Here is a 26,382-nt window from a genome sequence, read left to right as displayed (position 1 = left end):
CCAGCCCCTGCGGCAGGCCCTGCCGGCCTGCCTGACCGCCCGCCTGGCCCAGCGCGGCCGCCGGAACGGCCGGTGCGAGGTACAGGTTCCTCAGGTCGTCCACACTGCGGACCTGGTCGCCGGTCTGCACGGTCAGCGTCCGGGAGTCCTCGGTCAGCGTCCCGGCCGGGATGGCCACCCCGTTCGACCGCAGCAGGTCCGCTATCGCGGACGCCGACAGCCCGCGCTTCTTCAGCTCGTCCTGGTCGGCGGTGATGACCACCTGCTTCTCCCCGGCGCCGCTCACCGTGACGTCCCGCACACCGGTGATCGCCTGCAGCTCCGGCACCATGATCCGTTCGATCTTCTCGAACATGCCGTGCGGATCGCCGGCGTCGCCCACCGCGAGGGACATCACCGGGATGTCGTCGGTGCCGCCCGACACGATCTGCGGGTCCACGTCCGCCGGCAGCTGCGGCTTGATCCGGTTCACCGCCTGCTGCATCTTGCCCACGACGTCGTCGACGTCGGTGCCGTACTCGTAGGCCACCTGGACCTGCGCGCTGCCCTCCTTGGACGTGGAGGTGATGGTCGTCACCCCGGGAAGACCCTGGAACGCGCTCTCGATAGGCTTGGTGACCTGCTCCTCCACGATCTCCGGCGCCGCCCCCGGATAGGACGCCACGGCGAACGCCATCGGGAACTCGAGCGAGGGGAACAGCTGCTGCTTCAGTGAAGGAATCGCAAAGGCGCCGAAGGCGCCCAGCACAAGCACAATCATGATGACGAGAGTGCGGTTGGCAAGGCTGAGCCGCGCCAGCGCGGTCATGCGATCTCCTGAGATAGGTGTAAGTGTTCGGCCAACCATAACACTTCGCATGGGGCGAACATTTAGCGTCATCATTAACTACTGGTAACCTCTCCCCACGAGAGGTGATCGTGAGCGACAGTCGAGCGGACCACACCGCCCAGCCGGGCGCCGTCCCCGAAACCGAAGGCCGGACCGGCGACGACGACGAGAGGGAGCGGCTCATCGCACGGCTGTCGGAGCTGCAACGGGGCTTCGGGCGGTTCTTCGCCCGCGACCGGTCGATGCCTCTGTGGGCGTCCAACCTGACGATGCAGCAGCTCAAGGTCGTGATGTACCTGTCCATGCGGGGCTCGGCCCCCGGTCAGGAGCTCGCCCGCCACCTCGGCGTCGGTCTCGGCACCACCACGGGAATCGTGGACCGCATCGTCGCCCAGGGCCTGGCCACCCGCCGCGAGGACCCCAACGACCGGCGCATCCGCCGGGTCGAGCTGACCGAGGCCGGGCAGCGGCTCACCGCCGAGCTCCTCGACGCCGGCACCACCCGCTACCGCAGGCTCCTCGGGCACCTCGACACCGACACCCTCCGCACGATGGAGGACGTCATGCGTAAGATCCAGGAGGCCATGCACCGGATGCACGCCGAGGACGATTCCGCCCGTTGAGGGGCTTGAATGCTTGTGTGCTGGTTTTCCACCAACCGGGCGGCTTTACATTGTAGATTCCGTATCGGGGGGGGGACCCCGATCGCCGCTGCGGCGGCGGCTGGTAGCTTGCGGCGCCATGTCCTCCTATCTCGAGCAGCTCTTCTCCCTGTCCGGCCGCGTCGCCCTCGTCACCGGCGGAAGCTCCGGAATCGGTTACGGGATCGCCGAGGCCCTCGGCCGCGCGGGCGCCGCCGTCGTGCTGGTCGCCCGTGACGAGGACCGGCTGAAGGCCGCGGTCCACTCCCTCGCCGGCTACGGCGTCCGCGCGGCCGCCGTGAGCGCCGACCTCGGCGACCGCGCCGCCGTCGCCCGCATCTGCGCCGAGGCGCCCGGCTTCTTCGGCGACATCGACATCCTGGTCAACGACGCCGGCGTCAACATCCGCCGCCCGATGGCCGAGCTCACGCCCGACGACTACGACGTCACCGTCGCGGTCAACCTCACCGCGCCGTTCCTGCTCGCCGGTCATTTCGGTCCCCGCATGGCGGCGCGCGGCTGGGGCCGCATCATCAACGTCGCCTCGCAGCAGGCGATCAGCGCGTTCGGCGACAGCGGCGTGTACGGCGCGTCCAAGGCCGCCATCTCCGGCCTGACCCGCTCCCAGGCCGAGGCGTGGTCGGCCGCCGGGGTCACCAGCAACACGATCATGCCCGGGTTCGTGCTCACCCCCCTCACCGAACAGGCCCAGGCCGTCCCCGGCCGTATCGAGGCCATGGCCGCCCGGACGATGACCGGCCGCAACGGCCTGCCCGAGGACTTCGCCGGCGCCGCGGTGTTCCTCGCCTCCGACGCCGCCGCCTACGTCACGGGCCAGGCCGTGTACGTGGACGGCGGCTTCAGCGTCCACTGACCCCGGAGGGGCGCACTCCCCCACCCGCGAGGCGGCCGGGCGCGCCCCGCACCGCCCCGCCGGCCGTCAGCGGGAGCTCATTCCACGACCCGGCGGATCTCCACCCCGCTGTGCCCGGCGGAGACCTCGTACAACCGGGACGCCAGCCGCACCACCTCGTCGAGGTCGGGCGCGTCGATCAGGTAGTAGCCGCCCACCGCCTCCTTGGTCTCCAGGAACGGCCCGTCGGTCATGACGACCCGGCCGCCGGGATCGGCGCGCAGGGTCGTCGCGCCGGACGCCGGACGCAGTTCGTGGGTGCCGAGGACCGCCGGCCCCGCCGCTGCGGAGAAGGCGCGGTGAGCCTCGCCGAGCGCCTCCCGCTCCTGCGGGGACATCGCCGCCCACTCCCGTTCGTCGCCGTAGATGAGCACCAGATATTTCGCCATGTCGCGCGTCCCGTCGTGTGGAGCCCGGATGGGCCCGTCCACCTTCCCCGACGAATGGAACGGCCGCCGGATCGACAGCATTCGCGGCCGGCCGATGAATTTCTCCGGCGCGGCGCCTCTGTACCTGTGGACGACCGGGAACGGCGCGGCCGCTCCCCGGTGTGACAGCAGGGTGTGACAGCAGGCGGATGAGGAGGGTCGTCCAGATGGGCGAGACGGTCGTGGTGCGGTACGAGACACGCGCCGACGCGGCGGCGGAGAACCAGCGGCTGGTGGAGCGCGTGTTCCGCGAGCTGAACGAGACGGCCCCGGAGGGGCTGCGTTACGGGGCGTTCCGCCTGGCCGACGGCGTCGGCTTCGTGCACGTCGCCCTGGTCGAGGGGGACGACAACCCGCTCCGGCGGTCGGCGGCGTTCGCCGAGTTCCAGCACGGCGCGGCCGGTCGCATGGCCGTCCCGCCGGTCAGCGCCGGAGCGACGCTGGTCGGTTCCTACCGCCTGTTCCGGTCATGAGCCCGACGAAGAGCAGAAGGAGAAGACGATGGCTTTCCCACGGACGGCGTCGCGCGAGGAGTGGCTGGCGGCGCGGCTGAAGCTGCTGGAGCAGGAGAAGGACGTCATGCGGGCGCAGGACGCCGTCACCGCGCGGCGCCAGGAGCTGCCGATGGTCCGGATGGACAAGGACTACGTGTTCGAGGGCCCGGGCGGCACGGCCCGCCTGGCCGACCTGTTCGAGGGCCGCCGTCAGCTCCTCGTGTACCACTTCATGTGGAACGAGGAGTGGGAGGACGGCTGCCCGAGCTGCTCGTTCGCCGTCGACAACGTGGGCCGCCTGGAGCACCTGCACGCCAGTGACACGACACTCGCGCTCGTCTCCCGCGTCCCCCTGGCCAAGATCGAGAGGTGGAGGACGCGGATGGGGTGGACCATCCCGTGGTACTCCTCGGCCGGGAGCGACTTCAACTACGACTTCCACGTCACCAACGACGAGGCCGTCGCGCCGGTGGAGTACAACTACAAGGACAAGGCGACCCTGGAACGGCAGGGCCTGGAGTACGCGGTGCACGGCGACGGCCAGGGCATCAGCGTCTTCGTCCGCGACGAGGGCGGCGTCTACCACACCTACTCGACGTACGGCCGGGGCGCGGAGCTCATGCTCAGCACCTACCACTACCTCGACCTGACCCCTCTGGGCCGGCGGCGCCACGTCAGCGAGTTCCCCTACCACGACACCTACGACGGCGGGGCGGACCATTCCCACCACGCCCACCATCACTGAGCAGACCCCGACGGCACCCCGGGTGACGCCTCTCCAGGGGGCGTCACCCGTCCGTCTCGACCACGGGAGTCCTGGAATGATCGAGTCCCCGGCCCTGAGCTGGATGCTCATCCTCGTGCTCACGGGCGCGGCGGTGTGGTTCCTGATCCGCGGAGTGCGGCCCGGCTCAGGTGGGGCGGCGCCCGGCGCCGCGGAAAGGATCTCCCATGTGGCGCACGCTCTCATGGCGGCGGCGATGGCCACGATGTTCTGGCCGATGGGATGAGTGAAAGGACCATGACGACCATGACGACCATGACGCGGACGGCGCACCCGCCGGCGCCCACGCGGCCCGGCACGCCCCACGAGGAGGACGAGGAGTTCGTCCGGCGGAGCGAGCCGTTCCGGCGCGAACTGCTCGCGTACTGCTACCGCATGCTCGGGTCGATCCACGACGCCGAGGACGTGCTCCAGGAGACCTACCTGCAGGCGTGGCGCGGCTACGCCCGCTTCGAGGGGCGCTCCTCGATGCGCACCTGGATGTACCGGATCGCGACCCGGGCGTGCCTCAAGGCGCTGGAGGGCAACGGCCGGCGCCCGCTGCCGTCGGGCCTGGGCAGCCCGAGCGACCACCCGGACGAGCCGCCGCGCCCCGGCTCCGCGGAGGTGCCGTGGCTGCAACCCGCCCCCGACGCGCTGTTCGGATCGGCCCCGCCCGATCCCGCCGCCGTCGCCGAGGCGAGGCAGACCATGCGGCTGGGCTTCGTCGCGGCGTTGCAGTACCTGTCCGGCCGGCAGCGGGCGGTGCTGATCCTGCGCGACGCCCTGGCCTGGCGGGCGAGCGAGGTGGCCGACCTGCTCGGCACCACGCCCGCCGCGGTCAACAGCGCGCTGCAGCGCGCCCGGGCCCAGCTCAACCGGATCGCGCCCACCCAGGACGCGATCGCAGAACCCGCCGACCCGGCCCGGCGGGCGCTGCTCGACCGGTACGCCGCGGCGTTCGAGAACGCCGACGTCCGCGTGCTGGCCGGGGTGCTGACCGACGACGCGGTCTGGGAGATGCCGCCGATCCCGACCTGGTACGCGGGGCGGGAGACGGTGATCCGGTTCCTCAGGGGCCGGGTCCTGGCCGCAGGCGAGCAGCGGATGGTCCTCACCAGCGTGAACGGGCAGCCCGCGTTCGGGTCCTACTCCCGCGGCGGCGACGGCGTGTACCGCGCGCACGCCCTACAGGTCCTCACCGTCACCGCCGCCGGCGTCGCCCGGGTCGTCGCGTTCCTCGACGCCGGCCTGTTCGCGCTGTGCGGGCTGCCGACGGCCCTCGAGGGGTCTGCGTAGGTTCTGGCGCCGTGTTCACCAGCTGATCCCGGCCGCCACCGGCAGGTGGTCGCTGCCGGTGGCGGGCAGCACCCACGAGCTGTCCGGCTCCACGCCGCGGACCAGGATCTCGTCGGCCCGCACCACGGGGAAGGACGCCGGCCAGGTGAAGCCGAAACCGTCCCCGGCCGCGTCCTGGGCCGAGCGCAGCTGTGCGGTGATACCGGCGAGCGCGCGGTCGTCCACGGTGCCGTTCAGGTCGCCGAGCAGCACCACCCGCGGGTTCTTCTCGGCGGCGACGGCCGCGCCGAGCGCCTGCACGCCGATGTTCCGCGAGGCCGTCCAGAAGCCCGCCCTGGGGTTCACCCGTACGGAACCCAGGTGGGCCACGTACACCGTCAGCGGCCCGCGGTTCGTCGTCACCGTGGCGCGCAGCGCCCGGTTGGGGGCCGCCTTCTCGCCGGCCGGCAGGGTCTGCGCCAGCGGCCCGTAGTTCATGACGTCGATCGGCCGGGGGTCCGACAGCGGCAGCCTGCTCCACAGCCCGACCGTGCCCAGCACCACGTGGTAGGGGTAGGTCTTCGCCAGCTCCTTCTCGTACGTGCCCGTGGCCTGCGGGGTGAGCTCCTCCAGCCCCAGCACGTCCGCCCCGGAGGCGGCCAGGTCGCGGGCGGTGCCGGCGGGGCCGGGGGTGGCGGCGCCGACGTTGTGGCCGGCCACGATGAGGTCGGCGCCCGGGTGGGACTTGTCGGTGAGCCGCCCGCCGAACAGGTGCACCCACACCACGACCGGCAGCAGCAGCGCGGCCGCCGCGGCGGCCGAGCGGCGCCGCAGCGCCCCGGCCAGCAGCACCGCGATGCCCAGGCCTGACCACGGCAGGAAGGTCTCCACCAGGCTGCCGAGGTTCCCGGGCCGGTTCGGGATCTTCGCGTGCAGCAGCATGAGCAGGCCCAGCAGCAACGCCGTCGCTGCGAGCACCAGGCCACGTCTCCAGGGCTGCGGCCGGGAGCCGATCAGGGGCGCCCGGCGCACTCCCGCGGTCCGGCAGCCGGCGCCGCCCCGCCCGGACTCCGCCCGGTCCGCCATCGCCTGTCCTCGCACGTCGGTCACCTCCGCATCCTGGGGTCCTGGGTGGGGTCGGCGTACATGGGCGGGCAGCCGTGATCGATCGCTTCGGGGCGCAGTTCGTAGTGCCAGGCCTCGTTCCGGTAGATCTGGCACAGCCCGTACGCGGCCCCGTGTTCCGACAGCCACGCCGCGGCGTCGGGGTGCCCGATGTCGACCGCCTCTCCTTTCACATGAAACGAGGTCGCCGCGGTCGCCACCCATCGGGCGGCCTCTTTCTCTGAGCCGTACGTGGAGACCGCTTCGCGAAGAAGCTGATTCTGGTACGCCGGAGAACGCCAGCCGCTGTTGACGTAGAACGTGATTTCTTCATCGGCGGCGTCGGTCGCGGCCCGGCGGAGCGCGTCGAGGAGATCGGGATTCAGGTTGGCCACGGCCGGAATCGCGTCGTCGAAAACCGTGACACCGTCGGGGACGACACCGTCGGCCTCGCCGACCGGACCACGGTGTTCACTGCGCGGATCTTTCTTGCCTGGAGAACCACGCAGCCCACCACGGGGAACCTTCGAGGGCGACGCCGGTGGGAATGACCACGACGCGGCCGAGGAGGGCGGGGAATTCCGCGCCTGGCAGCCAAAGGCCGCGCCGATCATCGCGATGACGAATATCAGGCCGACGCCGAGAATCCAGTGATTCTTCCGGGACGCTTTCCGCGTCGAGGCCGGTATCTGCGACATGCCGCCAGTGAAGGCGGCGTGGCGTTGCCGGCACGTATGGAATTTCCGATACGCCGGCGATATGCGCCGCCCCGTAGCATCGGTCGCATGCGTGTGCTGATCGTCGAGGACGAACCCTTTCTCGCGGACGCCATCCGCGCCGGTCTGCGCCTGGAGGCGATCGCGTCCGACATCGCGGGCGACGGCGACACCGCTCTGGAACTGCTGAGCGTCAACTCCTACGACATCGCCGTCCTCGACCGCGACATCCCCGGGCCGTCCGGCGACGAGATCGCCGAACGCGTCGTCGCCTCCGGCAGCGGCATGCCGATCCTCATGCTCACCGCCGCCGACAGGCTCGACGACAAGGTCACCGGGTTCGAACTCGGCGCCGACGACTACCTGACCAAGCCCTTCGAGCTGCGCGAGCTCGTCGTCAGGCTCAGAGCACTCGACCGCAGACGCGCCCACAACAGGCCGCCGGTGCGGGAGATCGCCGGCCTGCGGCTGGACCCGTTCCGCAGGGAGGTCTACCGGGACGGCCGCTACGTCGCGCTGACCAGGAAGCAGTTCGCCGTGCTCGACGTCCTCGTCGCCGCCGAAGGCGGTGTCGTCGGCGCCGAAGAACTCCTGGAACGGGCGTGGGACGAGAACGCCGACCCGTTCACCAACGCCGTGCGCATCACGGTCTCGGCGCTGCGCAAGCGTCTCGGCGAACCCTGGATCATCGCCACCGTTCCCGGCGTCGGCTACCGCATCGACACCCAACCGGAGGCAGGACCCGAGGGAGGAGACCGTGCATAGGGCTCCCGGGCTGAGCGTTCGCCTCAAACTCACCCTCAGCTACGCCGGATTCCTCATGCTCGCCGGCTTCCTGCTGCTCGCAGCGATATGGATCTTCGTCCTGCGCCACCTGCCCGCCTACACCAGTGTCCCCGGAGGAGTGCTGGTCCGCTCGACCCTCCTGCACGACTTCGCGTCGGCCGCGGGCGCGGTGCTGGTCTTCCTGCTCATGTTCGGCCTCACCGGAGGGTGGATCCTCGCCGGCCGGATGCTCGCCCCGCTGACCCGCATCACCGACGCCACCCGCATGGCCACGACCGGATCACTCTCCCACCGAATCCGGCTGCCGGGCCGCACGGACGAGTTCCGCGCACTCGCCGACGTCTTCGACAGCATGCTCGAGCGGCTCGAAGCACACGTCGCCGAACACCGGAGATTCGCGGCCAACGCCTCTCACGAGCTGCGCACCCCGCTGGCGATCTCGAAGGCGCTTCTCGACGTGGCCCGCACCGACCCGAACCACGACACCGGCGAGGTCATCGAACGCCTCCACGCCGTCAACACACGGGCGATCGACCTCACCGAGGCACTGCTCGTGCTCAGCCGCGCCGACCGGCGGTCGTTCACCCGGGAACACGTCGACCTGTCCCTCCTGGCGGAAGAGGCCGCCGAGACGCTCCTCCCCCTGGCGGAAAAGCGCGGCGTCACCATCGAGACCTCCGGTGACATCACCCCCGCCATCGGCTCGCAGGCGCTCCTGCTGCAGCTGACCACGAACCTCGTGCAGAACGCGATCGTCCACAACCTGCCCGAGCAGGGCGCCGTGTGGGTGAACACCCGCGCCCGCCCCACGACCGCGGTGCTCACCGTCGAGAACACCGGCGAGAAGCTCACCCCAGAGCTGATCTCGACGCTCACCGAGCCGTTCCAGCGCGGCACCGAGCGCATCCACACCGACCACGCAGGCGTCGGCCTCGGCCTGGCGATCGTCAAAACCATCACCCAGGCACACGACGGAACGCTCACCCTCACCCCGCGCCCCACCGGCGGGATCCGCATCACCGTGGAACTCCCCGCCACAGCCCCGCACCCCGGCGCCCTCCCCCCGCGATCGGCCGCCGGCCGGTCGCGATCCCCGGTCTGAAGGCGTCACTTTCGGCGGACGACCCGGCGGCCCCTGCCCTCGTGCCACATGTCGACGACCAGGTGCTCGCCCTCCTCGTCCACCCGGGTGAACACCACCTCCGACACGTCGATCCGGAACAGGTGGAACTCCTGCCCGGGCGGGCCGCCGTAGGCCTGCAGCACCGCCGCATCGTCGACCTCGACGGCCCGGCCGGACAGCTTGGCGTCGCCGCTCCACGCCCCCGGGTTCGCGTCGTCGGGATCGTCCGACGGGCTGTGGATCGCGACCCGGCCGTCCCGGCGCAGGTCGAGCGCCTTGACCGCGCCCGGCATCGAGCCGATCCACACCTCGCCGTCCTTGAACTCCACCTCCGTGCCGCTGATGCGGGGCGAGCCGTCGGCGCGGAGGGTCGCCATCGTCTTGTGCCTGCCCTTCCCCATCGAGGCCACCACGCGGGCGGCCAGATCGGGGATCTCCTTCTCGAACTCCTGCCAGGAAGCCATGGCGCCATCGTGCCGCCCCCCACCGACAATTCCCAGACGAGGTGTCCACGGAGGCCGGCGTCGGCCGAGGGGTCCGCTTGACTTGGAGCGCGCTCCAACTCACAGACTGGTCTCCATGGACGAGGGGATGACGATCGCTCAGGTCGCGGAGCGCACCGGGCTCACCGCCCACACGCTCCGCTACTACGAACGCGCCGGTCTCCTGCGGGAGCCGCCCGACCGCGGCGGCAACGGCCACCGCCGCTACACCGAGCGCGACGCCGACTGGATCCGGCTGCTCACCCGCCTGCGCGCCACCGGCATGTCCATCGCCGGCATGCGCCGCTACGCCGAGCTCGCCCGGCGCGGCGAGGACACCTACGCGGCCCGCAAGGAGCTGCTGGAGGCCCACCGCGCCGAGGTGCTCCGCAAGATCGAGCAGCTCAAGGACGATCTGGCCCTCGTCGATTACAAGATCAACGTCTACGACAAGCTGATGGGGGACTCATGAGGCACCACACGCTCGGCCAGGGACTGCGCACCGCGGCCCTGGGCCTCGGGTGCATGGGCATGAGCGATTTCTACGGCCCCGGCGACGAGGCCGAGTCGATCGCGACGATCCACCGCGCGCTCGACCTCGGCGTCACCTTCCTCGACACGGCCGACATGTACGGCCCGTTCACCAACGAGCGGCTCGTCGGCAAGGCCATCGCCGGCCGCCGCGACGAGGTCGTCCTGGCGACCAAGTTCGGCATCGAGCGCCTGCCCGACGGCACCCGCGTCGGGGTCAACGGACGGCCCGACTACGTGCGCCGCGCCTGCGACGCCTCACTGGAGCGGCTCGGCGTCGACCACATCGACCTCTACTACCAGCACCGCGTCGACCCCGCCGTCCCCGTCGAGGAGACCTGGGGCGCGCTCAAGGAGCTCGTCGAGACCGGCAAGGTCCGCCACCTCGGCATCTCCGAGGCCTCGGCCGCCACGGTCCGCAGCGCCCACGCCGTCCACCCGATCACCGCCGGACAGTACGAGTACTCCCTGTTCACCCGCGGGATCGAGGACGAGGTGCTGCCCGCGTTCCGGGAGCTGGGCATCGGGCTGGTCGCCTACAGCCCCCTCGGCCGCGGCATCCTCACCGGCGCCTACACCGGCAACGAGAACCTCAGCGGCGACGACTTCCGCCGCCACAACCCGCGCTGGCAGGGCGACAACTTCGCCGTGAACCAGTCGCTGGCCGCCCAGGTCGGCGACGTCGCCCGCTCGATCGGCGCCACCCCCGCCCAGGTGGCGCTCGCGTGGGTCATCGCCCGGGGCGAGGACGTCGTCCCCATCCCCGGCACCAAGCGGGTCGCCCGCCTGGAGGAGAACGCCGGCGCCAGCGAGATCCGGCTCACCGCCGAGCAGATCACGGTCCTCGACGGGCTCGCCGCCCAGGTCGCGGGCGAACGGTACAACGCCGAGGGCATGCGGTCCCTCAACCACTGATCCCGCCCGACGCGCGCACCGCCCCGGCCTGTCCGGCCGGGGCGGTGCCTTTCATGTCGTTGGGGATGGCTTCACCGACCCGGCGCCTTTACAATGTAGATCAGGCCGTGAGGGCGTCCAGGAGCAGCGCGGTGATCTCGTCCGGTCGCTCCATGCTCGGCAGATGCCCCGCCCACTCCAGCTCGACGAGCGTCGCGTCCGGCACCTCCGCGGCGATGTGCCGGGCCGTCTCCCGGAAGTACGGCAGGTCGCGGCCGCCCGCCACGACGAGCGCCGGCGCCGTGACCGACGCCAGATCGATGTCCGGACGGGTCGCCTCAGGCCTCGGGTCGGCGGCCAGTTGCACCTCGAAGGCGTGGCGCTGCATGACCCGCACCTTCTCCCTCGCCGTGGCGTCCGCCTCCGGGCCCAGCCACGTCCGGACGTTCAGCTCCACCGCTCCCCCGATGTCGCCGGCCTCCAGGAGCCGGTCCTCCTCCGCGGCGAACGCCGCCAGGTCCGGCGTCGCCGGCAGCCCGCAGCCCGCGTTCAGCAGCACCAGCCGGGACACCAGGCCGGGATGCCCGGTCGCCAGCTCCAGCGCCACCCGCCCGCCGTAGGAGGCGCCCACGAGCGCGACCCGGCGCCGGCCGAGGGCCGCCAGCATGTCCGCCACGTCCTCCGCGTCGGAGTAGGGCCCGTACGCGGCGAACGGCGTCCGCCCGTAGCCGCGGAAGTCAGGCCGCACCACGAGGAACCGCTCCGCGAGCGCACCCCACTGCGGGTCCCACATCCGCCCGTCAGCGACGGCCGAGTGCAGCAGCACCACCGCGTCGCCGTTCCCCGCTGTCTCGTACCGGATCGTCATCGCGCCTCCACCGCCGTCCGCACACCGAGCCCGATCAGGATCATGCCGCTGACCCGGTCCGGCCACCGCGGGACGGACGGCCGGCCGAGCACCGCCCCGGCCCGCCACAGCGACATGGCGAGGAGCGGGCACGTTCCGGCGAAGGCGATGAGGAACACGACCGTCATCGTTCCCATCTCGCCTGCGGAGACGCAACAGGTTTGTCCGGAGGCCGTCCCGGCGGAGGCCGCCGTTGTCCACAGGCCGGCGTCCCGCGCTTGCCCGGGGCCGGGGCAGCGGGAAGGATGGGCGGCGCACGATCTTCATCGGAGGTCGGTCAGGACCCGACCTCCCAACCGCCGGGAGGACCGTCATGCGATATCGGCTGCTGGGGCCCACCGGGCTGCGCGTCTCGGAGTTCTTCCTGGGCGCGATGACGTTCGGCGAGCAGGGCGGCGTGGGCGCGCCCCCGGACGAGTGCCGCCGCATGCTCGACGCGTACGCCGAGGCCGGCGGCAACGTGGTCGACACCGCGATCAACTACCGCGGAGGGGCGAGCGAGGAGATCGTCGGGGAGCTCCTGGAGGGCCGCCGCGACCGGTTCGTGCTGGCCACGAAGTACACCGTCTCCCGCGACGCCGCCGACCCCAACGCCGCCGGCAACCACCGCAAGAACCTCACGCTGTCGCTGGAGACCAGCCTCCGGCGGCTGCGGACCGACTACGTCGACCTCTACTGGGTGCACCTGTGGGACCGGCACACCCCGGTCGAGGAGACCATGCGGGCCCTGGACGACGCGGTGCGCTCGGGCAAGGTCCTGTACGTCGGCATCTCCGACGCCCCCGCCTGGATCGTCTCCCGGGCCAACACGCTCGCCGAGTGGCGCGGCTGGACGCCGTTCGCCGGCCTGCAGGTGCCCTACAACCTGCTCAACCGCGACATCGAGCGCGAGCTCCTGCCCATGGCCGAGGCGTTCGGCATGACCGTCGCCGCGTGGGGGCCGCTGGCGAGCGGGGTGCTGTCGGGCAAGTACACCCGTCCCGGCGGAGCCGGATCCGGCACCCGGGTCGACGCCGCGTCGCTGAGCGAGCGCGACCACGCGGTGGCGCGCGCCGTGCAGGAGGTCGCCGACGAGCTGGGCGTGACGTGCTCGCAGGTCGCCATCGCCTGGACCAGGGCGCGCTCCCGGGCCGTCGCCCCGATCATCGGGGCCCGGACCGTCGAGCAGCTCAAGGACAATCTCGGCGCCCTGGACTGCCGGCTCCCGGAGGACGCGGTCCGCCGCCTGGAGGACGCCACCGGTTTCGCCCTCGGCTTCCCGTCCGACTTCATCGCCCAGACGGAGGGCTGGGTCTTCGGCGAGGCCTCCGCCCGCCTCGACGGCCGCTGACCCCATCGCACGGCGCCCCCGGCGCGTGAGGCCACCGGACAGCCCGCGCGTGAGGCGCAGGGCGGCGATCACTCCGTCGCGTCCCCGGCCGGCGGGGGGCCCACGCCGTACAGGCGCGACAGCTCGGCGATCGCCTCGGTCATCAGCGCCCGCAGCTCGGGCGGCTCCAGCACCTCGACGGCGGCGCCCAGCCGCAGGAGCTGCCAGCGGCCGTGGTTGACCGACTCGATCGGCAGCGTGATCCGGATCCGTCCGTCGGGCTCGGTCACGCCGTCGGCCAGGGCCTTGTCCACGACGTCCGTCCCGAGCGTGTACCGGGCCAGGTCCAGGATCCCGGGCGTGAGCAGGACGACGGCCTCCGCTGTGTACAGCCGCGAGGCGAAGTCGGCCGCGAACCGCTGCCAGAACGCCACGAGGTCGAAGTCGGCGGGCCGTTCGAAGCGTTCGTCGAGCACCCGGGCCTCGACGATCCGGCTGACCCGGTAGGTCCGCACGCTGCCGTCGCACGCGGCGGCCAGGTACCACGAGCCGCCCTTGAGGATCAGCCCGTACGGGTGGATCAGCCGCTCCACCTCGGCCGGGCCCCACCGCCGGTACCGCAGCCGGACCACCCGGTCCTCCCAGACCGCCTCGGCCACCTCCATCAGGTGCGGCACCTCGTCGTTGCCCCGGTACCAGCCCGGGACGTCGAGGTGGAACCGCTCCCGCATCCGGGCGGCGTGCGAGCGGGGCTCCGGAGGCAGCGCGGCCAGCAGCTTCAGCTCCGCGGTGGCGGCGAGGTCCGCCAGCCCCAGCTCCGCCGCCGGGCCCGGCAGACCGGCCAGGAACAGCGACGACGCCTCCTCCGCGCTCAGCCCGTTCAACCGGGTCCGGTACCCGTCGAGCAGCTGGTAGCCCCCGAGCGGCCCGCGGTCGGCGTACACGGGGACGCCCGCGGCCGACAGCGCCTCCACGTCCCGATACACGGTGCGGATCGACACCTCCAGCTCGTCGGCGATCTCGGAGGCCGTCATCCTGCCGCGGGTCTGGAGCAGCAGCAACAGGGACAGCAACCGGCTCGCGCGCATGCGCTCCAGTCTGCCACCTTTACATTGTAGATTTACTTGCGTTCCGCACACACGGCATGTTCAATTGCACACATGGAGAGTGCCGATCGTATCCGGGCCATCATGAACGCGCTGCGCACCGCCGACAGCGTCTCGGTCGCCGAGCTCGCCGCGACGTACGGCGTGTCCGAGATGACCATCCGCCGCGACCTGGACGAGCTCGCCCAGCAGGGCGTCGTGCGGCGCGTCCGCGGCGGCGCGCTCAGCCTGCTGCTGCGCGGCGAGGAGCCTCCGTTCGGCGTCCGCGAGCGTGAGGCGGTCGAGGCGAAACGGCGGATCGGCGCCGAGGTCGCGGCCCTGCTCGCGGACGGCGAGGCCGTGCTCCTCGACGGCGGCACCACCGTGCTCGAGGTCGCCCGCGCCGTACGGGACCGGCGGCTGACCGTGCTGCCGCTCGCACTCCAGGCGGCGCAGGAGCTGGCCGCCGCGCCGCGGGTCCGCCTGGTCCTGCCGGGCGGCGAGGTCCGGCACGGCGAGATGAACTTCGTCGGGCCGCTTACCGAGACCTCAATCCGGTCCCTGCGCTTCGACACGGCGGTCATCGGGTGCTGCGGCCTCACCGCCGAGCACGGCCTCACCGCGCACGACCTGCCCGAGGTGGCCATCAAGCAGGCCGCCATCGCCTCGGCCCGCCGCGTCATCGTCGCCTGCGACTCCGGGAAGTTCAGCCGTACGGCGTTCGGCGCGGTCTGCTCCCTCGACCGGCTCGACCTCGTGGTCACCGACGAGGGCGTCCCCCAGGACCAGAGCGACGCCCTCGCCGCCGCCGGCGTCGCCGTCCGCACCGTCACCGCCTGAGCCGCACCGTCACCGGCCGCCTCACGCGGCACGGGATCCGTCCGCCGGAGAGCGTACGCCCGAGGCCGCGAGCCCCCGGCTCGCCGGCCCTACCCCTTGGAGCACGCGTCATGGCTCTGCCCGCCCCCTCCCACCCCTCCCTGGCCCGCGCCCGCGTGGCCGTCTACGGCCTGTTCCTGCTGGCCGGGATGGCCATCGGCACCTGGACGGCCCGCATCCCGGCGATCAAGGCCGACCTCCGCCTCACCGACGGCCAGCTGAGCCTCGGCCTGCTGGGCATCGCCGCCGGGGCCATCACCGGCATGCAAGTCGTCGGCCGCCTCGTCGACCGGTACGGCAGCTACCGCACGATGGTCCCGATGGCGGTCGCGCAGGGGCTGGTGCTCGTCCTCCCGGCGTTCATGCCGAACCTCGCGACGCTCGCGCTGGCCCTGTTCGTGTTCGGGTCGGTCCACGGGACGCTGGACGTGGCGATGAACGCCAACGCGGTCGTCGTCGAACGCGCGTACAACAGGCCGATCATGTCGTCGTTCCACGCCCTGTACAGCGTGGGCGGCTTCGCCGGGGCCTCGGCAGGCGGGCTGTTCGCGCACGCGAGGCTGGGACCGGCCGTCACCTTCGCCTCCGTCGGCGCGCTGATCCTGGTGATCTCCCTGCTCAGCGCGCGCTGGGCCGTACGGGACCATGCGGGGACGGCGACCGCGCACGCGGACGGCGAACGGCCGGGACGGCGCAGGCTCGGCGGCGGCGTGCTGTTCCTCGGGGTCCTCGCGTTCTGCTGCCTGGTGGGCGAGGGCGCCTCGGCCGACTGGAGCTCGGTCTACCTGCGGGAGGACCTGGGCTCCTCCCCCGCCTTCGCCGCGGCCGCCTACGCCGCGTTCTCCGTCATGATGACCGCGGGACGCTTCGCCGGCGACCGGCTCGCGGCCCGGCTGGGCCGGGTGGCGCTGGTCCGCTGGTGCGGCGGGCTGGCCGGCGCCGGGCTCGCGGTGTCGCTGCTGGCCGGCCACCCGGTGGCGGGTGTGGCGGGGTTCGGCCTGTTCGGGGCCGGGCTGTCGTGCATCATCCCGCAGGTCTTCTCCGCCGCCGGGCACCGCGACCAGGCGCAGTCGGGGCGGGCGCTGGCCGCCGTGGCGAGCCTCGGGTACACCGGGTTCCTCGCCGGGCCCGTCATCATCGGCGGCCTGGCCGAGCTGGTGACGCTCCCCCGCGCGTTGTTCGTGCCCGCCGTGCTCGCGCTGTTCGTGGCCCTAGCGGCGCCGGCGCTCCGGTCGCCCTCCCCCGACCCCGCCGCCCGGGAGGCGCCGGTCTCCGAGGGCGCGGCGTAGAGCGTCACGCCGCGAGGAACTGGTCGTAGGCGAGCTTGACGACCAGCGCGACCACCACGCACAGCAGGACGACCCGGACGAAGCCCGCGCCTCGCCGGATCGCCATCCGGGCCCCGATCTGGGCTCCGGCGATGTTGCACACCGCCATGCCCAGCCCGAGCGTCCACATCACATGGCCCTGGAGGGCGAAGACGATCAGCGCGCCGAGGTTGGTGCCGGTGTTGATGACCTTGGCGGTCGCCGACGCGTGGACGAAGTCCATCCCGAGGATCGAGGTGAACGCGATCAGCAGGAACGTCCCGGTCCCGGGGCCGAGGATCCCGTCGTAGAAGGCGATGCCGACACCCGCGACCCCGACCGCCGACAGCACCCGCGCCCCGGTCCGCAGGTGGGGCCGGGGGATCCGGCCGAACGCCGGCCGCAGCGTCACGAACGCCGCCACCCCCAGCAGCACGACCATGACCAGCGGCTTCAGCACCGCCGCGTCCAGCAGGGCCGCCGACGCCGCTCCCACTCCGGCGAAGACCACGGCCAGCGCGCCCGCCGGCACCGCCACCGCCCGGTCGAACTTCGTCCTCCTGGCGTACGTCACGGCGGCGGAGGCCGTGCCGAAGATGGCCGCGGACTTGTTGGTCGCCAGGGCCTGGACCGGGCTCAGCCCGGCCAGGATCAGCGCCGGCAACTGGAGCAGACCTCCGCCGCCGACGACGGCGTCCACCCAGCCGGCGGCCAGTGCCGCGAGAAGCAGGAGCGTGATCTGACCGGCCTGCATGCGGCACGACCCCCCGATTGCCGACAATTGTGCGGAAAACGCGCACCGAGACTACCGGGGCCTCATGGCTCACCATCTGGCGGCCGCCACGGCTCACAGCCCGGCGTTGGCCAGGATCTCCTCCCGCGACAGCGCGATGCTCCGGGCCGCGGTCAGGCCGGAGGCGGCGAGGTGCGCGTCGACGATCCGCAGCCCGACCGGGTACCCCGCGTTGTCGGGCAGGCCGACCGGCGTCTGCCCCATCAGCTCGGCCGTGCCGTCCCCGAGCACGTACGCCGTGAAGTTGTGCATCCCGGTCAGCCCCAGCGCCTTCACGATCGTGGCGTAGGCCGCGTCCAGCGCCTCGCCCTGGACGGCCGTCGCCCAGTGGCCCAGCGCCTCCGGGCCGTACATCTCCCGGACGAAGGCGTCGGCGAGCCCCTCGGAGACGATGTGCTCGCCGAGCGTGACCGTGGCCGGGTCCCAGACGACGTTGTGGTAGCGGATGTTGTGGTTGAGCTCGTGGACGGCGCAGTGGCCCAGGCGGCCCAGGTTCTCCTCGGTGGGCCAGATGAGCAGGTAGAGGATGCCGGGGACGCCGCCCATGCCGAAGTAGCCCCGGTTCCGCACCACCAGGTGGTCGTTGTCGGGGTCGCCGAGCATGATGTACACGTTCAGCGTGCCGGCCGCCCTGATGCCGGGGACCGCCTCCCGCTGGTACGCCCAGGCCTCGGCGAGGCGTGCGGCGACCTGCTCCCAGAGGCCCGCCTCCCGCATGCGGCGCAGCGCCGCGGCGTAGCGGTCGTCGTCCCGGTCGACGCGCATGCCGCCGCCCCGGTGGTGCAGGTCGACGAGGTCGGCCCCCTCCGTCCACCGCGCCGGCCCCCACATCGGGCCGATGAGCTCCTTCAGCGCGCCGGGGCGCCGTTCGAGCGGCTCGGCGAGCAGGCGATCGAGGGCCGCGGCGGTGTCGTGCACGATGATGTCCATGGCGGCGACCCTAAAAGCTCACGCAGGGTGAGGCTCAACCGGTTTTTCCTGTACGGCCGGGCCGCTCGCTCACTCGCCGCCGCGACGGCCGGAAGCGGCGGGGCCGGCCTCGTCGAGGACGCGGTCGAGCAGGTCGGCGGCGATGCGCAGCATGCGGCACTCGGCCGGGGTGAGCGTGCGGGCCATCTCCCGGGCCAGCCAGTCGTCCACCTCACGGACGTGATCGCCGAGGGCCCGGGCACCGGCCTCGGTGATGCCGATGTGGTGACGACGCCGGTCGCCCGGAGGGCGCGACCGGACGATCAGCCCCCCGCTCTCCAGGGCCGCCAGCGCCCGGGTCAGCGACTGCGGCTGCAGCCGTTCCGCCTCGGCGAGCTCGCCCGCCGTCATCGGCCCTCGGCGGTACAGGTGCCCGAGCAGCGAGATCCCGAGGCCGCTCACGGCGTGAACGGGCCGCTCCGCCCGCAGCCGCCTGGCCAGCCGGGTGGACGCCCTGCGCAGCCCCGCCGCCGTCGCGCTCAGCCCGTCGTCCGTCATATTCCTACGCTATCGCTTATCATTATTCGGGCGCGAGCACGTGATTCCCGCCTGTCTCGTGTTGGTATCGTACGCACTGCTTAGGGTTGAGCAGGTGGAGGAAGGTGGCGGCGTCTCCGGCACAGCGGACGGCACCGCGAGCGCCGGGCACCACGCCGTCCGCGCGGGGCAGGGCACCAGGACAACGGCCGATGAGGGGAGCGCGCGATGGGCGGGACGTGGCACGACCACGCGATCTGGTGGCAGGTGTACCCGCTGGGCTTCACCGGAGCCCCGGCCGTCGCGCCTCCCCCGGGCGAGCCGGTCCGGCACCGGCTGCGCCACCTGGACGCCTGGCTGGACTACGCGGTCGGCCTCGGCTGCTCGGGCCTGCTCCTCGGCCCGATCTTCGCCTCGCAGACCCACGGGTACGACACGGTCGACCACTTCCGGATCGACCCCCGGCTCGGCGACGACGGCGACTTCGACCACCTTGTGGCGCAGGCCCGCCGCCGGGGCCTTCGGCTGCTGCTCGACGGGGTGTTCAACCACGTGGGCCGCGGCTTCCCGGCCTTCGCCAGGGCCGCCGCCGACGGGCCCGGCTCGCCCGCGGCCCGCTGGTTCCGGCCCGGGACGGGGGCGGGGGGCTTCGCCACGTTCGAGGGGCACGATCACCTGGTCGCGCTCAACCACGGCGAACCGGCCGTCCTCGATCACGTCGTCTCCGTGATGGACCACTGGCTGGGGCGGGGCGCGTCCGGCTGGCGGCTCGACGCAGCGTACGCGGTGCCGCTCCCCTTCTGGCGCGAGGCCCTGACCCGGGTGCGGCGGGCGCACCCGGACGCCTGGTTCTCGGGCGAGGTGATCCACGGCGACTACACGGCCTACGTCAGGGAGGGCGGGCTCGACTCCGTCACCCAGTACGAGCTGTGGAAGGCGATCTGGAGCTCCCTGAACGACGGCAACTTCTTCGAGCTGGCCTGGGCGCTCGACCGGCACAACGGGTTCCTGGAGACGTTCGCCCCGATGACCTTCGCGGGCAACCACGACGTGACCCGCCTGGCGAGCCGCCTCGGCGACCCCCGCCACCTGGGCCACGCCCTCGCCGTACTGATGACGGTGGGCGGCGTCCCGAGCGTCTACTACGGCGACGAGCAGGCGTTCCGCGGGGTGAAGGAGGAACGGGCGGGCGGCGACGACGCGGTCCGGCCGGCGTTCCCCGCCGCCCCCGGGGACCTCGCGCCGCACGGGTGGCCGGCCTACCGCCTCCACCAGCGCCTCATCGGGGCGCGGCGCCGGAACCCCTGGCTGGTCCGGGCCCGTACGGAGGCCGTCCACGTCGCCGGCCGGGCCCTCGCCCTCCGGTCGGCCGGCGACGGCGCGGGCGAGGTCCTCACGCTGCTCAACATCCACGACACGCCCTACCGGTTCCCCGTCGGCGTCTCCCACCTCACGGTCGCCGAGGGACCGGCCACGGCCGACCCCGCCCTGGTCCCGCCGCACTCCTGGACCGTGCTCGTCCACAAACGCTGACCGGAGGGTCAGATGGGCTCGCCCGAGTCCTCCTGGTCCTCGGGGGCGGGGGTCTGGCTGCCGGTGCCGCCCTGAGACGGCGTCGGGGACGGCTGCTGGGGCTCGGGCGTCGTGGGCACGGGCGGCGGCGTGGGCACGAAGTTCGTCGCGGGCAGCGGCCGCGGCGGCAACTGGTCCTCGTCCCCCCGGAACAGCATCAGCCACAGCATCACCAGCAGCACCACCACCAGCGTGGCCAGCAGAGTCGAGGCGAGCACGACCGACCGCCGGGTCGCGACCGGCGGCGGGGCCGGGGCGGGCGGCGCAGGCAGCGCCGGGTTGCGGTCGCCCAGCCAGTGGGGCACGAAGTCGGGGCCGTGACGCTGCCCGATCAGCGTGCCCGAGACCATCACCGGGTCGAGGAACCGCTCGGCCCCCGGCCCGCCCGGCACGTACGGCACCGCCACCCAGGGGGCCTCCCCGTCCTGCATGGCGAGGACCGGGGGGCGCTCCACCGGTGCGCGGCCGCGGACCCGGTCGACGATCGACGCCCCCCAGGCCCACACGCCCGAGCGGCTCTGCTGGGCCTCCCTGATCGCGGTGACGAAGCGGTCGCGGGCCGCCGCGTCGAGCGCGGCCCCGCTGGTCAGGACCGCCACCGACACCACCCGGCCATCGGGACCCTGCCCCAGGTAGACGAGCCCGGCCGGGGCCGTGAGCAGGCGCGCCTGCAGCACGAACGGCCCCAGGTGGGGCGGGTCGCCGTACTGCAGCGGAGTGGCCATCACCCCACATGAAAACACACGACGGCGAGCGGGGTGTGGCACGCGGCCGGGCGGGCAAATGGTTGAGAAATGGATTCTCCAGCCGAGTCACGATTGAATAACGCTCATGACCGTTGCCGATGAACGCAGTGACCCGGAGCCCGGCAAGGGCGTGGCGACGAACGAGAAGACCGGCGAGGACGGCCTGGAGCTCGAGACGCTCCAGGAGGCGCTGGGCGAGGTCCGGCGTGTGATCGTCGGCCAGGACCACATGGTGGAGCGGCTGCTGGTGGCGCTGCTGGCGCGCGGGCACTGCCTCCTCGAAGGGGTTCCCGGCGTGGCCAAGACGCTCGCCGCCTCGACCCTCGCCACGGTCGTGGGCGGCACGTTCGCCCGCGTCCAGTTCACCCCCGACCTGGTGCCCAGCGACATCGTCGGCACCCGGGTCTACCACCCGAGCAGCGAACGGTTCGACATCGAGCTGGGGCCGGTGTTCGTCAACTTCCTGCTCGCCGACGAGATCAACCGGGCCCCGGCCAAGGTGCAGTCGGCGCTGCTCGAGGTGATGGCCGAGCGGCAGGTCACGCTCGCGGGCCGCACCCACCCGCTGCCGCGGCCGTTCATCGTGCTGGCCACGCAGAACCCGATCGAGTCCGAGGGGGTCTACCCGCTGCCCGAGGTGCAGCGCGACCGCTTCCTGTTCAAGGTGCGGGTGGAGCACCCCACGGCCCACGAGGAGCTGGAGATCCTCCACCGCATGAGCGTCCGGCCGCCGGTGCCCAAGCCCGTGCTCGACCCGGCGCGGCTGCTGCGGCTGCAGGACATGGCCGAGGAGGTGTCGGTCCACCAGCTCGTCGCCGACTACGTCGTACGGCTGGTCATGGCCACCCGCAACCCCCGCGAGTACGGCCTGCGGGACCTGGAGGAGACCATCGAGGTCGGCGTGAGCCCGCGCGCCACCCTGGGCCTGATCTCGGCCGGGCGGGCCCTCGCCCTGCTGCGGGGGCGCGACTACCTGCTGCCCGAGGACGTCCGCGACGTCGCGACCGACGTGATGTCGCACCGCCTGATGCTGACCTTCGACGCGCTCGCCGACGACGTGGACGCCGGCGAGGTCGTGCGCCAGATCCTCCAGGCCGTGCCGCCGCCGCTGGTCGTGTGGAACCAGGGCCAGCGGTGACGGCGCGACGGTCCGGGACGGCGGACCGGGACGGGGGAGACGGGGTGAGGGACCGGTGAGCGGCGCGACCCCCGAGCAGGCGCTGCGGCGCCTGGAGCTGACCGTGGTCCGGCGGCTCGACGGGCTGCTCCAGGGCCGCCACCAGGGCCTGATCCCCGGCCCGGGCAGCGAGCTGGGCGACACCCGCCTCTACGTGCCCGGGGAGGACGACGTCCGGCGGATGGACTGGGCGGTGACGGCCCGCACGACCGTCCCCCACGTGCGGGACCTCATCGCCGACCGGGAGCTGGAGACCTGGGCGCTGGCCGACCTGTCGGCCAGCATGGACTTCGGCACCGCCGACATGGCCAAGCGCGACCTGGTGATCTCGGCGGTCGGCGCGATCGGCTTCCTGACCAGCCGCGTCGGCGACCGGTTCGGGGCGTACATCCTGCACGGCGACGACGTGCACCGCTACCCCGCGCGGCCGGGCCGGCCCGCGCTGTTCGCGCTGCTGCAGTCGCTGCTCGCCGCCCCTCCGGCTCCGCAGGGCTCGGCCGAGCTCGGCCCGGCCCTGGAGATGATGAGCTCCGCCCACCGCAAGCGCGGGCTGCGGGTCGTCGTGTCCGACTTCCTCGACGACCCCGGCACCTGGGAGCGCCCCCTGCGCCGCATGGCCGCCCGGCACCAGGTGCTCGCGATCGAGGTGATCGACCCCCGCGAGCTCGAACTCCCCGACGTCGGCCTCGTCACGCTCGCCGACCCCGAGACCGGCCGCTCCCGCGACGTCTACCTGTCCCCCCGGCTCCGTACCCGGTACGCCGAGGCCGCCGCCGCCCAGCGGGAGGCCAACGAGCTCGCCCTGCGCCGCGCCGGCGCGGCCCACCTGGTCCTGCGCACCGACCAGGACTGGGTCGTCGACATCGCCCAGTTCGTCCTCCGGCAGCGGCGCGCCTCCCACCTCATGCGCCGCATGGCCGCCACCAGAGGGGCGGGATCGTGACCTTTCTGTCTCCCGGCTGGCTGTGGCTGTTCGTCCTCGTCGCCGCCCTGACCGCGGCGTACGTGGCGATGCAGTTCACCCGGCGCCGCTACACCGTTCGCTTCACCAACCTGGCGCTGCTGTCGCTGGTCGCGCCCGAGCGGCCGGCCTGGCGGCGGCACGTCCCGGCCGTGCTGTTCCTGCTGATGATGTCCCTGCTGGTCCTCGGCGCGGCCCGGCCGGCGGACGCGGTCCGGGTGCCCAGGGACCGCGCCACCATCATGATCGCCGTGGACGTCTCGCTGTCGATGGAGTCGGGCGACGTCACGCCGACCCGGCTGATCGCGGCCAAGCAGGCGGCCCAGCAGTTCGTCAACGACCTGCCCGAGCGGTTCAACGTCGGCGTGGTGGCCTTCGCCCGGTCGGCGGCCGTGGTCATCTCCCCCACGACCGACCACGCGGCCGTCGTCACCTCGATCTCCAACCTGACCACCCGGCCCGGCACGGCCATCGGCGAGGCGGTGTTCAACTCGCTCGACTCGATCAGGTCGTTCGACCAGCGGGCCGTCACCGACCCGCCGCCCTCCGCGATCGTGCTGCTGTCCGACGGCGACAACACCTCGGGCCGCTCGGTGAACGAGGCCATCGAGGCGTCCGTCGGCGCCAAGGTGCCCGTCTCCACCATCGCGTACGGCACGCCGGACGGCACCGTGACCATCGACAACCGGTCGGTCCAGGTGCCGGTCAACAAGGCGACGCTGAAGTCGCTGTCCGACGGGACCGGCGGCCGGGCGTACACGGCGGAGTCGGGCAGCGAGCTCCGCGACGTCTACGCGCAGATCGGCACCTCGCTCGGCTACAAGGTCGTGCACGAGGAGATCACCCAGCGGTTCATCATCGCGGCGGTCGTGGCGGGCCTGCTGCTGGCGGGGGCCGCCATGCTGCTCGGCTCCCGGATCCCCTGACGCCCGCCGCCCGGCGATCACAGGGCCACGTCGTTGGTACGTTTGGGCACGTGGCCCATTACTTCGAGGAGCGTCCCCAGGCGGCCAGCCGGCCGGGCACGGTCAGCCTGGTCCTCCCGGATCTGCACCTGCGCCTGGAGACCGACCGGGGTGTGTTCTCCCCCGAGCGGGTCGACCCGGGCACGCGGGTGCTGCTGGAGACGGTCCCGGCGCCCCCGGCGGAGGGCGACCTGCTCGACCTGGGCTGCGGCTACGGGCCGATCGCGCTGACCATGGCGACGAGGGCGCCCGGCGCGACCGTCTGGGCCGTCGACGTCAACCGCCGCTCGCTGGAGCTGTGCGCGCGGAACGCCGCAAGCGCCGGCCTTGACAAAGTAAGGCCGGTGCACGTGGACGAGGTGCCCGACGGGGTGCGGTTCCGCGCCATCTGGTCGAACCCGGCCATCCGGATCGGCAAGGCGGCCCTGCACGAGATGCTGAGCCGCTGGCTGGGCAGGCTCGCCCCCGGCGGCTCCGCCTACCTGGTGGTGCAGAAGCACCTCGGCTCCGACTCGCTCCAGCGCTGGCTCGGCGACCAGGGCCACCCCACCTCCCGGGTCGCCTCACGCGCCGCCTACCGGGTCCTGCGCGTCGACGCCCCGCCCGGGGACGGCATCCACGACGGCATTCCCGAGCGCGACGGAGAACGGTGAGCGAACGATGACCACCCCGAACCCCCGCAGGCAGCTGCGGCCGACCGACGTCAAGCGGCTCAACCGCACCTGGCGCCGCGCCACCGAGGGCCGCCTCGGGCTGATCCTGGAGTCGGTGACGGGCCCCTTCAACATCGGGTCGATCTTCCGCACGGCGGCCGCGTTCGGCGCCGACACGATCTGGCTGGCGGGCAACGCCACCCCGCCGACCAACCCCAAGGCGCAGAAGATCGCGCTCGGCACCGACCGGCTGGTCGAGTGGCACGAGCCGGTCCCGGTCGCCGAGGCCGTGCGGGCCGCCCGGGAGGACGGCTTCCGGGTGGTGGCGGTCGAGCTCACCGGCGACGCCGCGCCGCTGCACGAGGCGAAGCTGGACGGCGACGTGTGCCTGCTGCTGGGGAGCGAGGACCACGGCTGCTCCCCCGCCTCGCTGGAGGCGGCCGACGCCGTCGCGTACATCCCGCAGGTCGGCCGGGTCGGGTCGGTGAACGTGGCGGTCGCCGCCGCGATCGCGATGGCCGAGACGCGGCGCCGGGAGTGGGCGTCCCTGCCGGGGCCGCGGGAGGGGTGACACCCGCGCCCCGGACGGCTCTCCTGACTCCTTGTAACCAAAAGCCACTTTCGCCCGACTCATCCTTGGGGACCGTTCGACTCCGGGGAGGTCGGTTGTGCGGCGGCTTGCGGCTGTTGCGGGGAGTGTTGCGGGGATCGTGCTCGTCGTCCTGGTGTTCCGGCTCCCTCCGGCCGCCGCGGACGGCTCCGGGTGCGCCCAGCCGCCTCCCCGCTACGCCTGGGTGGAGACGTCGGCGGCCGTGTCCGAGCGCGGGTACGACAGCACGCGGCTGAGGAGCACCACCCGGATCGGCGTCCCGCGCGACTGGCCGGGCGCGGCCGGTCTCCTCGCCGACGCGTCCGGCGACGACGCCTACGGCTGCCTTTTCGCCGGCGGCCGCCCGTCGTCGGCCGCGGCCACCATCTCGGGCGACGGCGCGGAGGTCGTCGTGCAGAGCACCGAGGAGACGGCCCTGGACGTGTCCGACTCCCTCTGGGGCGCCGAGGCGGCGGGCCTGTGGGGCGGCCGGGTGTCGGGCTGGACCCGGTTCGTCGCGCTGCTGCCCTCGGCGGGGGACCCGCCGCCCGCGCTGGCCCACGCGACCTGGCGGGCGGTGACCTTCCGGGCGCCCGAGTTCTCCGTACGGCGGGTCGCGCCCCTGCCGTCGGCGGCGCTGCCCGGTCAGACCTACGTCTGGCGGGACGGCGCCACGCCTCCGCGGGTCGAGATCGCCCTGCGGATGTCGGACAGGTCGGCGTTCCAGCGCTGGGTGCGGCTCCAGGGCCCGTCGGTGGGCGCGATCGCGACGTACCTGGCCTTCGCGCTGCCGTACCTGCTGCCGGCGGGGCTGCTCGCCGCGCTCCACCGGCGGTCGCGGGACACCGGCGAGCGCCGCCTGATCAGGATCACCCTGGGGGCGCTCGGCCTGATCCTCGCGACGGCCACCATCCTGCTGGCGGGCGTGCTCACCGGCACGTTCTTCCTGGCCGGCGTCCTCGGCGTGCTCGACCTGGCGGCCCAGCTCACCGTCGCGGCGGCGCTCTGCCT

At 72.9% G+C, this 26,382-nt stretch carries 32 protein-coding genes; 20 read left to right on the top strand and 12 right to left on the bottom strand.

Annotated elements, in window-relative coordinates:
- Positions 1-808 (bottom strand): efflux RND transporter permease subunit (locus MPTA5024_RS01535; protein WP_036318946.1); only part of this gene is annotated, 808 nt, incomplete at its 3' end.
- A 110-nt stretch (positions 809-918) separates the two neighbouring features.
- Between MPTA5024_RS01535 and MPTA5024_RS01530 the strand changes: the two genes are divergently transcribed.
- Together MPTA5024_RS01530 and MPTA5024_RS01525 are read left to right on the top strand one after the other, a co-directional pair.
- Positions 919-1,452 carry a MarR family winged helix-turn-helix transcriptional regulator gene (locus MPTA5024_RS01530; RefSeq protein WP_232326108.1) on the top strand — a complete coding sequence of 178 codons (534 nt, stop codon included), beginning with the start codon at positions 919-921 and terminating at the stop codon, positions 1,450-1,452.
- A 118-nt stretch (positions 1,453-1,570) separates the two neighbouring features.
- Positions 1,571-2,344, top strand: coding sequence for an SDR family NAD(P)-dependent oxidoreductase (locus MPTA5024_RS01525; RefSeq protein ID WP_036318945.1), 774 nt, complete (start codon positions 1,571-1,573; stop codon positions 2,342-2,344).
- A gap of 77 nt (positions 2,345-2,421) precedes the next feature.
- On the opposite strand, the gene MPTA5024_RS01520 is transcribed toward MPTA5024_RS01525, so the two are convergent.
- Positions 2,422-2,772 carry a YciI family protein gene (locus MPTA5024_RS01520; protein ID WP_036322762.1) on the bottom strand — a complete coding sequence of 117 codons (351 nt, stop codon included), beginning with the start codon at positions 2,770-2,772 and terminating at the stop codon, positions 2,422-2,424.
- 188 nt (positions 2,773-2,960) lie between these two features.
- Between MPTA5024_RS01520 and MPTA5024_RS01515 the strand changes: the two genes are divergently transcribed.
- The 4 genes from MPTA5024_RS01515 to MPTA5024_RS01500 all read left to right on the top strand — a co-directional run bounded on the left by MPTA5024_RS01515 (position 2,961) and on the right by MPTA5024_RS01500 (position 5,367).
- Positions 2,961-3,284, top strand: coding sequence for a hypothetical protein (locus tag MPTA5024_RS01515; protein WP_198166902.1), 324 nt, complete (start codon positions 2,961-2,963; stop codon positions 3,282-3,284).
- Between the two features lie 28 nt (positions 3,285-3,312).
- A complete protein-coding gene (locus MPTA5024_RS01510; RefSeq protein ID WP_051457589.1) occupies positions 3,313-4,050 on the top strand; it encodes a DUF899 domain-containing protein in 738 nt (245 codons plus the stop codon).
- 76 nt (positions 4,051-4,126) lie between these two features.
- Positions 4,127-4,315, top strand: a complete 189-nt coding sequence (locus tag MPTA5024_RS01505) for a hypothetical protein (protein ID WP_036318943.1) — start codon at positions 4,127-4,129, stop codon at positions 4,313-4,315.
- A gap of 29 nt (positions 4,316-4,344) precedes the next feature.
- The gene (locus tag MPTA5024_RS01500) at positions 4,345-5,367 is read left to right on the top strand and encodes a sigma-70 family RNA polymerase sigma factor (protein ID WP_051457988.1); all 1,023 of its coding nucleotides are present in this window, start codon (positions 4,345-4,347) and stop codon (positions 5,365-5,367) included.
- Between the two features lie 15 nt (positions 5,368-5,382).
- Here MPTA5024_RS01500 and MPTA5024_RS01495 read toward each other — a convergent pair whose 3' ends face one another.
- Positions 5,383-6,456 (bottom strand): endonuclease/exonuclease/phosphatase family protein, encoded by a 1,074-nt coding sequence (locus tag MPTA5024_RS01495; RefSeq protein ID WP_084369361.1) that lies wholly within the window; start codon positions 6,454-6,456, stop codon positions 5,383-5,385.
- The gene (locus MPTA5024_RS01490; protein ID WP_036318941.1) at positions 6,453-7,148 is read right to left on the bottom strand and encodes a M15 family metallopeptidase; all 696 of its coding nucleotides are present in this window, start codon (positions 7,146-7,148) and stop codon (positions 6,453-6,455) included. Before MPTA5024_RS01490 ends, MPTA5024_RS01495 begins: the two co-directional genes overlap by 4 nt.
- A gap of 87 nt (positions 7,149-7,235) precedes the next feature.
- Between MPTA5024_RS01490 and MPTA5024_RS01485 the strand changes: the two genes are divergently transcribed.
- A complete protein-coding gene (locus tag MPTA5024_RS01485; RefSeq protein ID WP_036318939.1) occupies positions 7,236-7,931 on the top strand; it encodes a response regulator transcription factor in 696 nt (231 codons plus the stop codon).
- Complete coding sequence (locus tag MPTA5024_RS01480; protein WP_036318938.1) at positions 7,924-9,054, top strand: sensor histidine kinase; 1,131 nt, start codon at positions 7,924-7,926, stop codon at positions 9,052-9,054. Before MPTA5024_RS01485 ends, MPTA5024_RS01480 begins: the two co-directional genes overlap by 8 nt.
- 5 nt (positions 9,055-9,059) lie before the next feature.
- Here MPTA5024_RS01480 and MPTA5024_RS01475 read toward each other — a convergent pair whose 3' ends face one another.
- Complete coding sequence (locus tag MPTA5024_RS01475; RefSeq protein WP_036318937.1) at positions 9,060-9,539, bottom strand: pyridoxamine 5'-phosphate oxidase family protein; 480 nt, start codon at positions 9,537-9,539, stop codon at positions 9,060-9,062.
- Between the two features lie 115 nt (positions 9,540-9,654).
- Between MPTA5024_RS01475 and MPTA5024_RS01470 the strand changes: the two genes are divergently transcribed.
- Both MPTA5024_RS01470 and MPTA5024_RS01465 read left to right on the top strand, forming a co-directional pair.
- Positions 9,655-10,029 carry a MerR family transcriptional regulator gene (locus tag MPTA5024_RS01470; protein WP_036318934.1) on the top strand — a complete coding sequence of 125 codons (375 nt, stop codon included), beginning with the start codon at positions 9,655-9,657 and terminating at the stop codon, positions 10,027-10,029.
- Positions 10,026-11,003 carry an aldo/keto reductase gene (locus MPTA5024_RS01465; RefSeq protein ID WP_036318932.1) on the top strand — a complete coding sequence of 326 codons (978 nt, stop codon included), beginning with the start codon at positions 10,026-10,028 and terminating at the stop codon, positions 11,001-11,003. Before MPTA5024_RS01470 ends, MPTA5024_RS01465 begins: the two co-directional genes overlap by 4 nt.
- 100 nt (positions 11,004-11,103) lie before the next feature.
- On the opposite strand, the gene MPTA5024_RS01460 is transcribed toward MPTA5024_RS01465, so the two are convergent.
- Entirely contained in the window at positions 11,104-11,850 is a 747-nt protein-coding gene (locus MPTA5024_RS01460; RefSeq protein ID WP_036318930.1) for an alpha/beta fold hydrolase, read from the bottom strand.
- Positions 11,847-12,017, bottom strand: a complete 171-nt coding sequence (locus tag MPTA5024_RS01455) for a hypothetical protein (protein ID WP_157099243.1) — start codon at positions 12,015-12,017, stop codon at positions 11,847-11,849. The genes MPTA5024_RS01460 and MPTA5024_RS01455 overlap by 4 nt, the downstream gene beginning before the upstream one ends.
- A 185-nt stretch (positions 12,018-12,202) precedes the next feature.
- Here MPTA5024_RS01455 and MPTA5024_RS01450 point away from each other — a divergent pair, with 185 nt between their 5' ends.
- The gene (locus MPTA5024_RS01450; protein WP_036318924.1) at positions 12,203-13,219 is read left to right on the top strand and encodes an aldo/keto reductase; all 1,017 of its coding nucleotides are present in this window, start codon (positions 12,203-12,205) and stop codon (positions 13,217-13,219) included.
- Between the two features lie 68 nt (positions 13,220-13,287).
- Here the strand turns inward: MPTA5024_RS01450 and MPTA5024_RS01445 are convergent, their stop codons facing one another.
- Complete coding sequence (locus MPTA5024_RS01445; protein WP_051457587.1) at positions 13,288-14,286, bottom strand: helix-turn-helix transcriptional regulator; 999 nt, start codon at positions 14,284-14,286, stop codon at positions 13,288-13,290.
- Between the two features lie 72 nt (positions 14,287-14,358).
- On the opposite strand from MPTA5024_RS01445, the gene MPTA5024_RS01440 reads away from it, so the two are divergent.
- Both MPTA5024_RS01440 and MPTA5024_RS01435 read left to right on the top strand, forming a co-directional pair.
- A complete protein-coding gene (locus MPTA5024_RS01440; RefSeq protein WP_036318922.1) occupies positions 14,359-15,123 on the top strand; it encodes a DeoR/GlpR family DNA-binding transcription regulator in 765 nt (254 codons plus the stop codon).
- 110 nt (positions 15,124-15,233) lie between these two features.
- Positions 15,234-16,451 carry an MFS transporter gene (locus MPTA5024_RS01435; protein ID WP_051457586.1) on the top strand — a complete coding sequence of 406 codons (1,218 nt, stop codon included), beginning with the start codon at positions 15,234-15,236 and terminating at the stop codon, positions 16,449-16,451.
- A 4-nt stretch (positions 16,452-16,455) separates the two neighbouring features.
- On the opposite strand, the gene MPTA5024_RS01430 is transcribed toward MPTA5024_RS01435, so the two are convergent.
- The 3 genes from MPTA5024_RS01430 to MPTA5024_RS01420 all read right to left on the bottom strand — a co-directional run bounded on the left by MPTA5024_RS01430 (position 16,456) and on the right by MPTA5024_RS01420 (position 18,729).
- The gene (locus MPTA5024_RS01430; RefSeq protein ID WP_036318920.1) at positions 16,456-17,223 is read right to left on the bottom strand and encodes a TSUP family transporter; all 768 of its coding nucleotides are present in this window, start codon (positions 17,221-17,223) and stop codon (positions 16,456-16,458) included.
- Between the two features lie 93 nt (positions 17,224-17,316).
- Complete coding sequence (locus MPTA5024_RS01425) at positions 17,317-18,192, bottom strand: DUF2268 domain-containing protein (RefSeq protein WP_036318918.1); 876 nt, start codon at positions 18,190-18,192, stop codon at positions 17,317-17,319.
- 69 nt (positions 18,193-18,261) lie between these two features.
- On the bottom strand, positions 18,262-18,729 hold the full coding sequence (locus MPTA5024_RS01420) for a MarR family winged helix-turn-helix transcriptional regulator (RefSeq protein WP_036318916.1): 468 nt from the start codon (positions 18,727-18,729) through the stop codon (positions 18,262-18,264).
- 207 nt (positions 18,730-18,936) lie between these two features.
- On the opposite strand from MPTA5024_RS01420, the gene MPTA5024_RS01415 reads away from it, so the two are divergent.
- Positions 18,937-20,241, top strand: a complete 1,305-nt coding sequence (locus MPTA5024_RS01415; protein WP_036318914.1) for an alpha-amylase family protein — start codon at positions 18,937-18,939, stop codon at positions 20,239-20,241.
- An 8-nt stretch (positions 20,242-20,249) separates the two neighbouring features.
- On the opposite strand, the gene MPTA5024_RS01410 is transcribed toward MPTA5024_RS01415, so the two are convergent.
- Positions 20,250-21,005, bottom strand: coding sequence for a hypothetical protein (locus tag MPTA5024_RS01410; RefSeq protein WP_036318912.1), 756 nt, complete (start codon positions 21,003-21,005; stop codon positions 20,250-20,252).
- Positions 21,006-21,111: 106 nt separating this feature from the next.
- Here MPTA5024_RS01410 and MPTA5024_RS01405 point away from each other — a divergent pair, with 106 nt between their 5' ends.
- From MPTA5024_RS01405 to MPTA5024_RS41720, 6 genes are all read left to right on the top strand, one after another.
- On the top strand, positions 21,112-22,164 hold the full coding sequence (locus MPTA5024_RS01405; RefSeq protein WP_084369360.1) for an AAA family ATPase: 1,053 nt from the start codon (positions 21,112-21,114) through the stop codon (positions 22,162-22,164).
- A 55-nt stretch (positions 22,165-22,219) separates the two neighbouring features.
- Complete coding sequence (locus MPTA5024_RS01400) at positions 22,220-23,146, top strand: DUF58 domain-containing protein (protein WP_036318910.1); 927 nt, start codon at positions 22,220-22,222, stop codon at positions 23,144-23,146.
- Positions 23,143-24,090, top strand: coding sequence for a VWA domain-containing protein (locus tag MPTA5024_RS01395; protein WP_036318909.1), 948 nt, complete (start codon positions 23,143-23,145; stop codon positions 24,088-24,090). Before MPTA5024_RS01400 ends, MPTA5024_RS01395 begins: the two co-directional genes overlap by 4 nt.
- 50 nt (positions 24,091-24,140) lie before the next feature.
- Positions 24,141-24,782 carry a class I SAM-dependent methyltransferase gene (locus MPTA5024_RS01390; RefSeq protein WP_051457585.1) on the top strand — a complete coding sequence of 214 codons (642 nt, stop codon included), beginning with the start codon at positions 24,141-24,143 and terminating at the stop codon, positions 24,780-24,782.
- Between the two features lie 7 nt (positions 24,783-24,789).
- Positions 24,790-25,353: a TrmH family RNA methyltransferase gene (locus MPTA5024_RS01385; protein WP_036318907.1), complete on the top strand. Its 564-nt coding sequence runs from the start codon at positions 24,790-24,792 to the stop codon at positions 25,351-25,353.
- 139 nt (positions 25,354-25,492) lie between these two features.
- A partial coding sequence (locus MPTA5024_RS41720) for a DUF6185 family protein (protein ID WP_036318904.1) occupies positions 25,493-26,382 on the top strand: 890 nt, incomplete at its 3' end.

Origin of the sequence: Microbispora sp. ATCC PTA-5024 (assembly GCF_000511135.2) — a bacterium.
Taxonomy (GTDB): Bacteria; Actinomycetota; Actinomycetes; order Streptosporangiales; family Streptosporangiaceae; genus Microbispora; species Microbispora corallina.
Note: the sequence above shows the minus strand (reverse complement) of the source record. Positions and strands in the feature narration are given on the sequence as shown.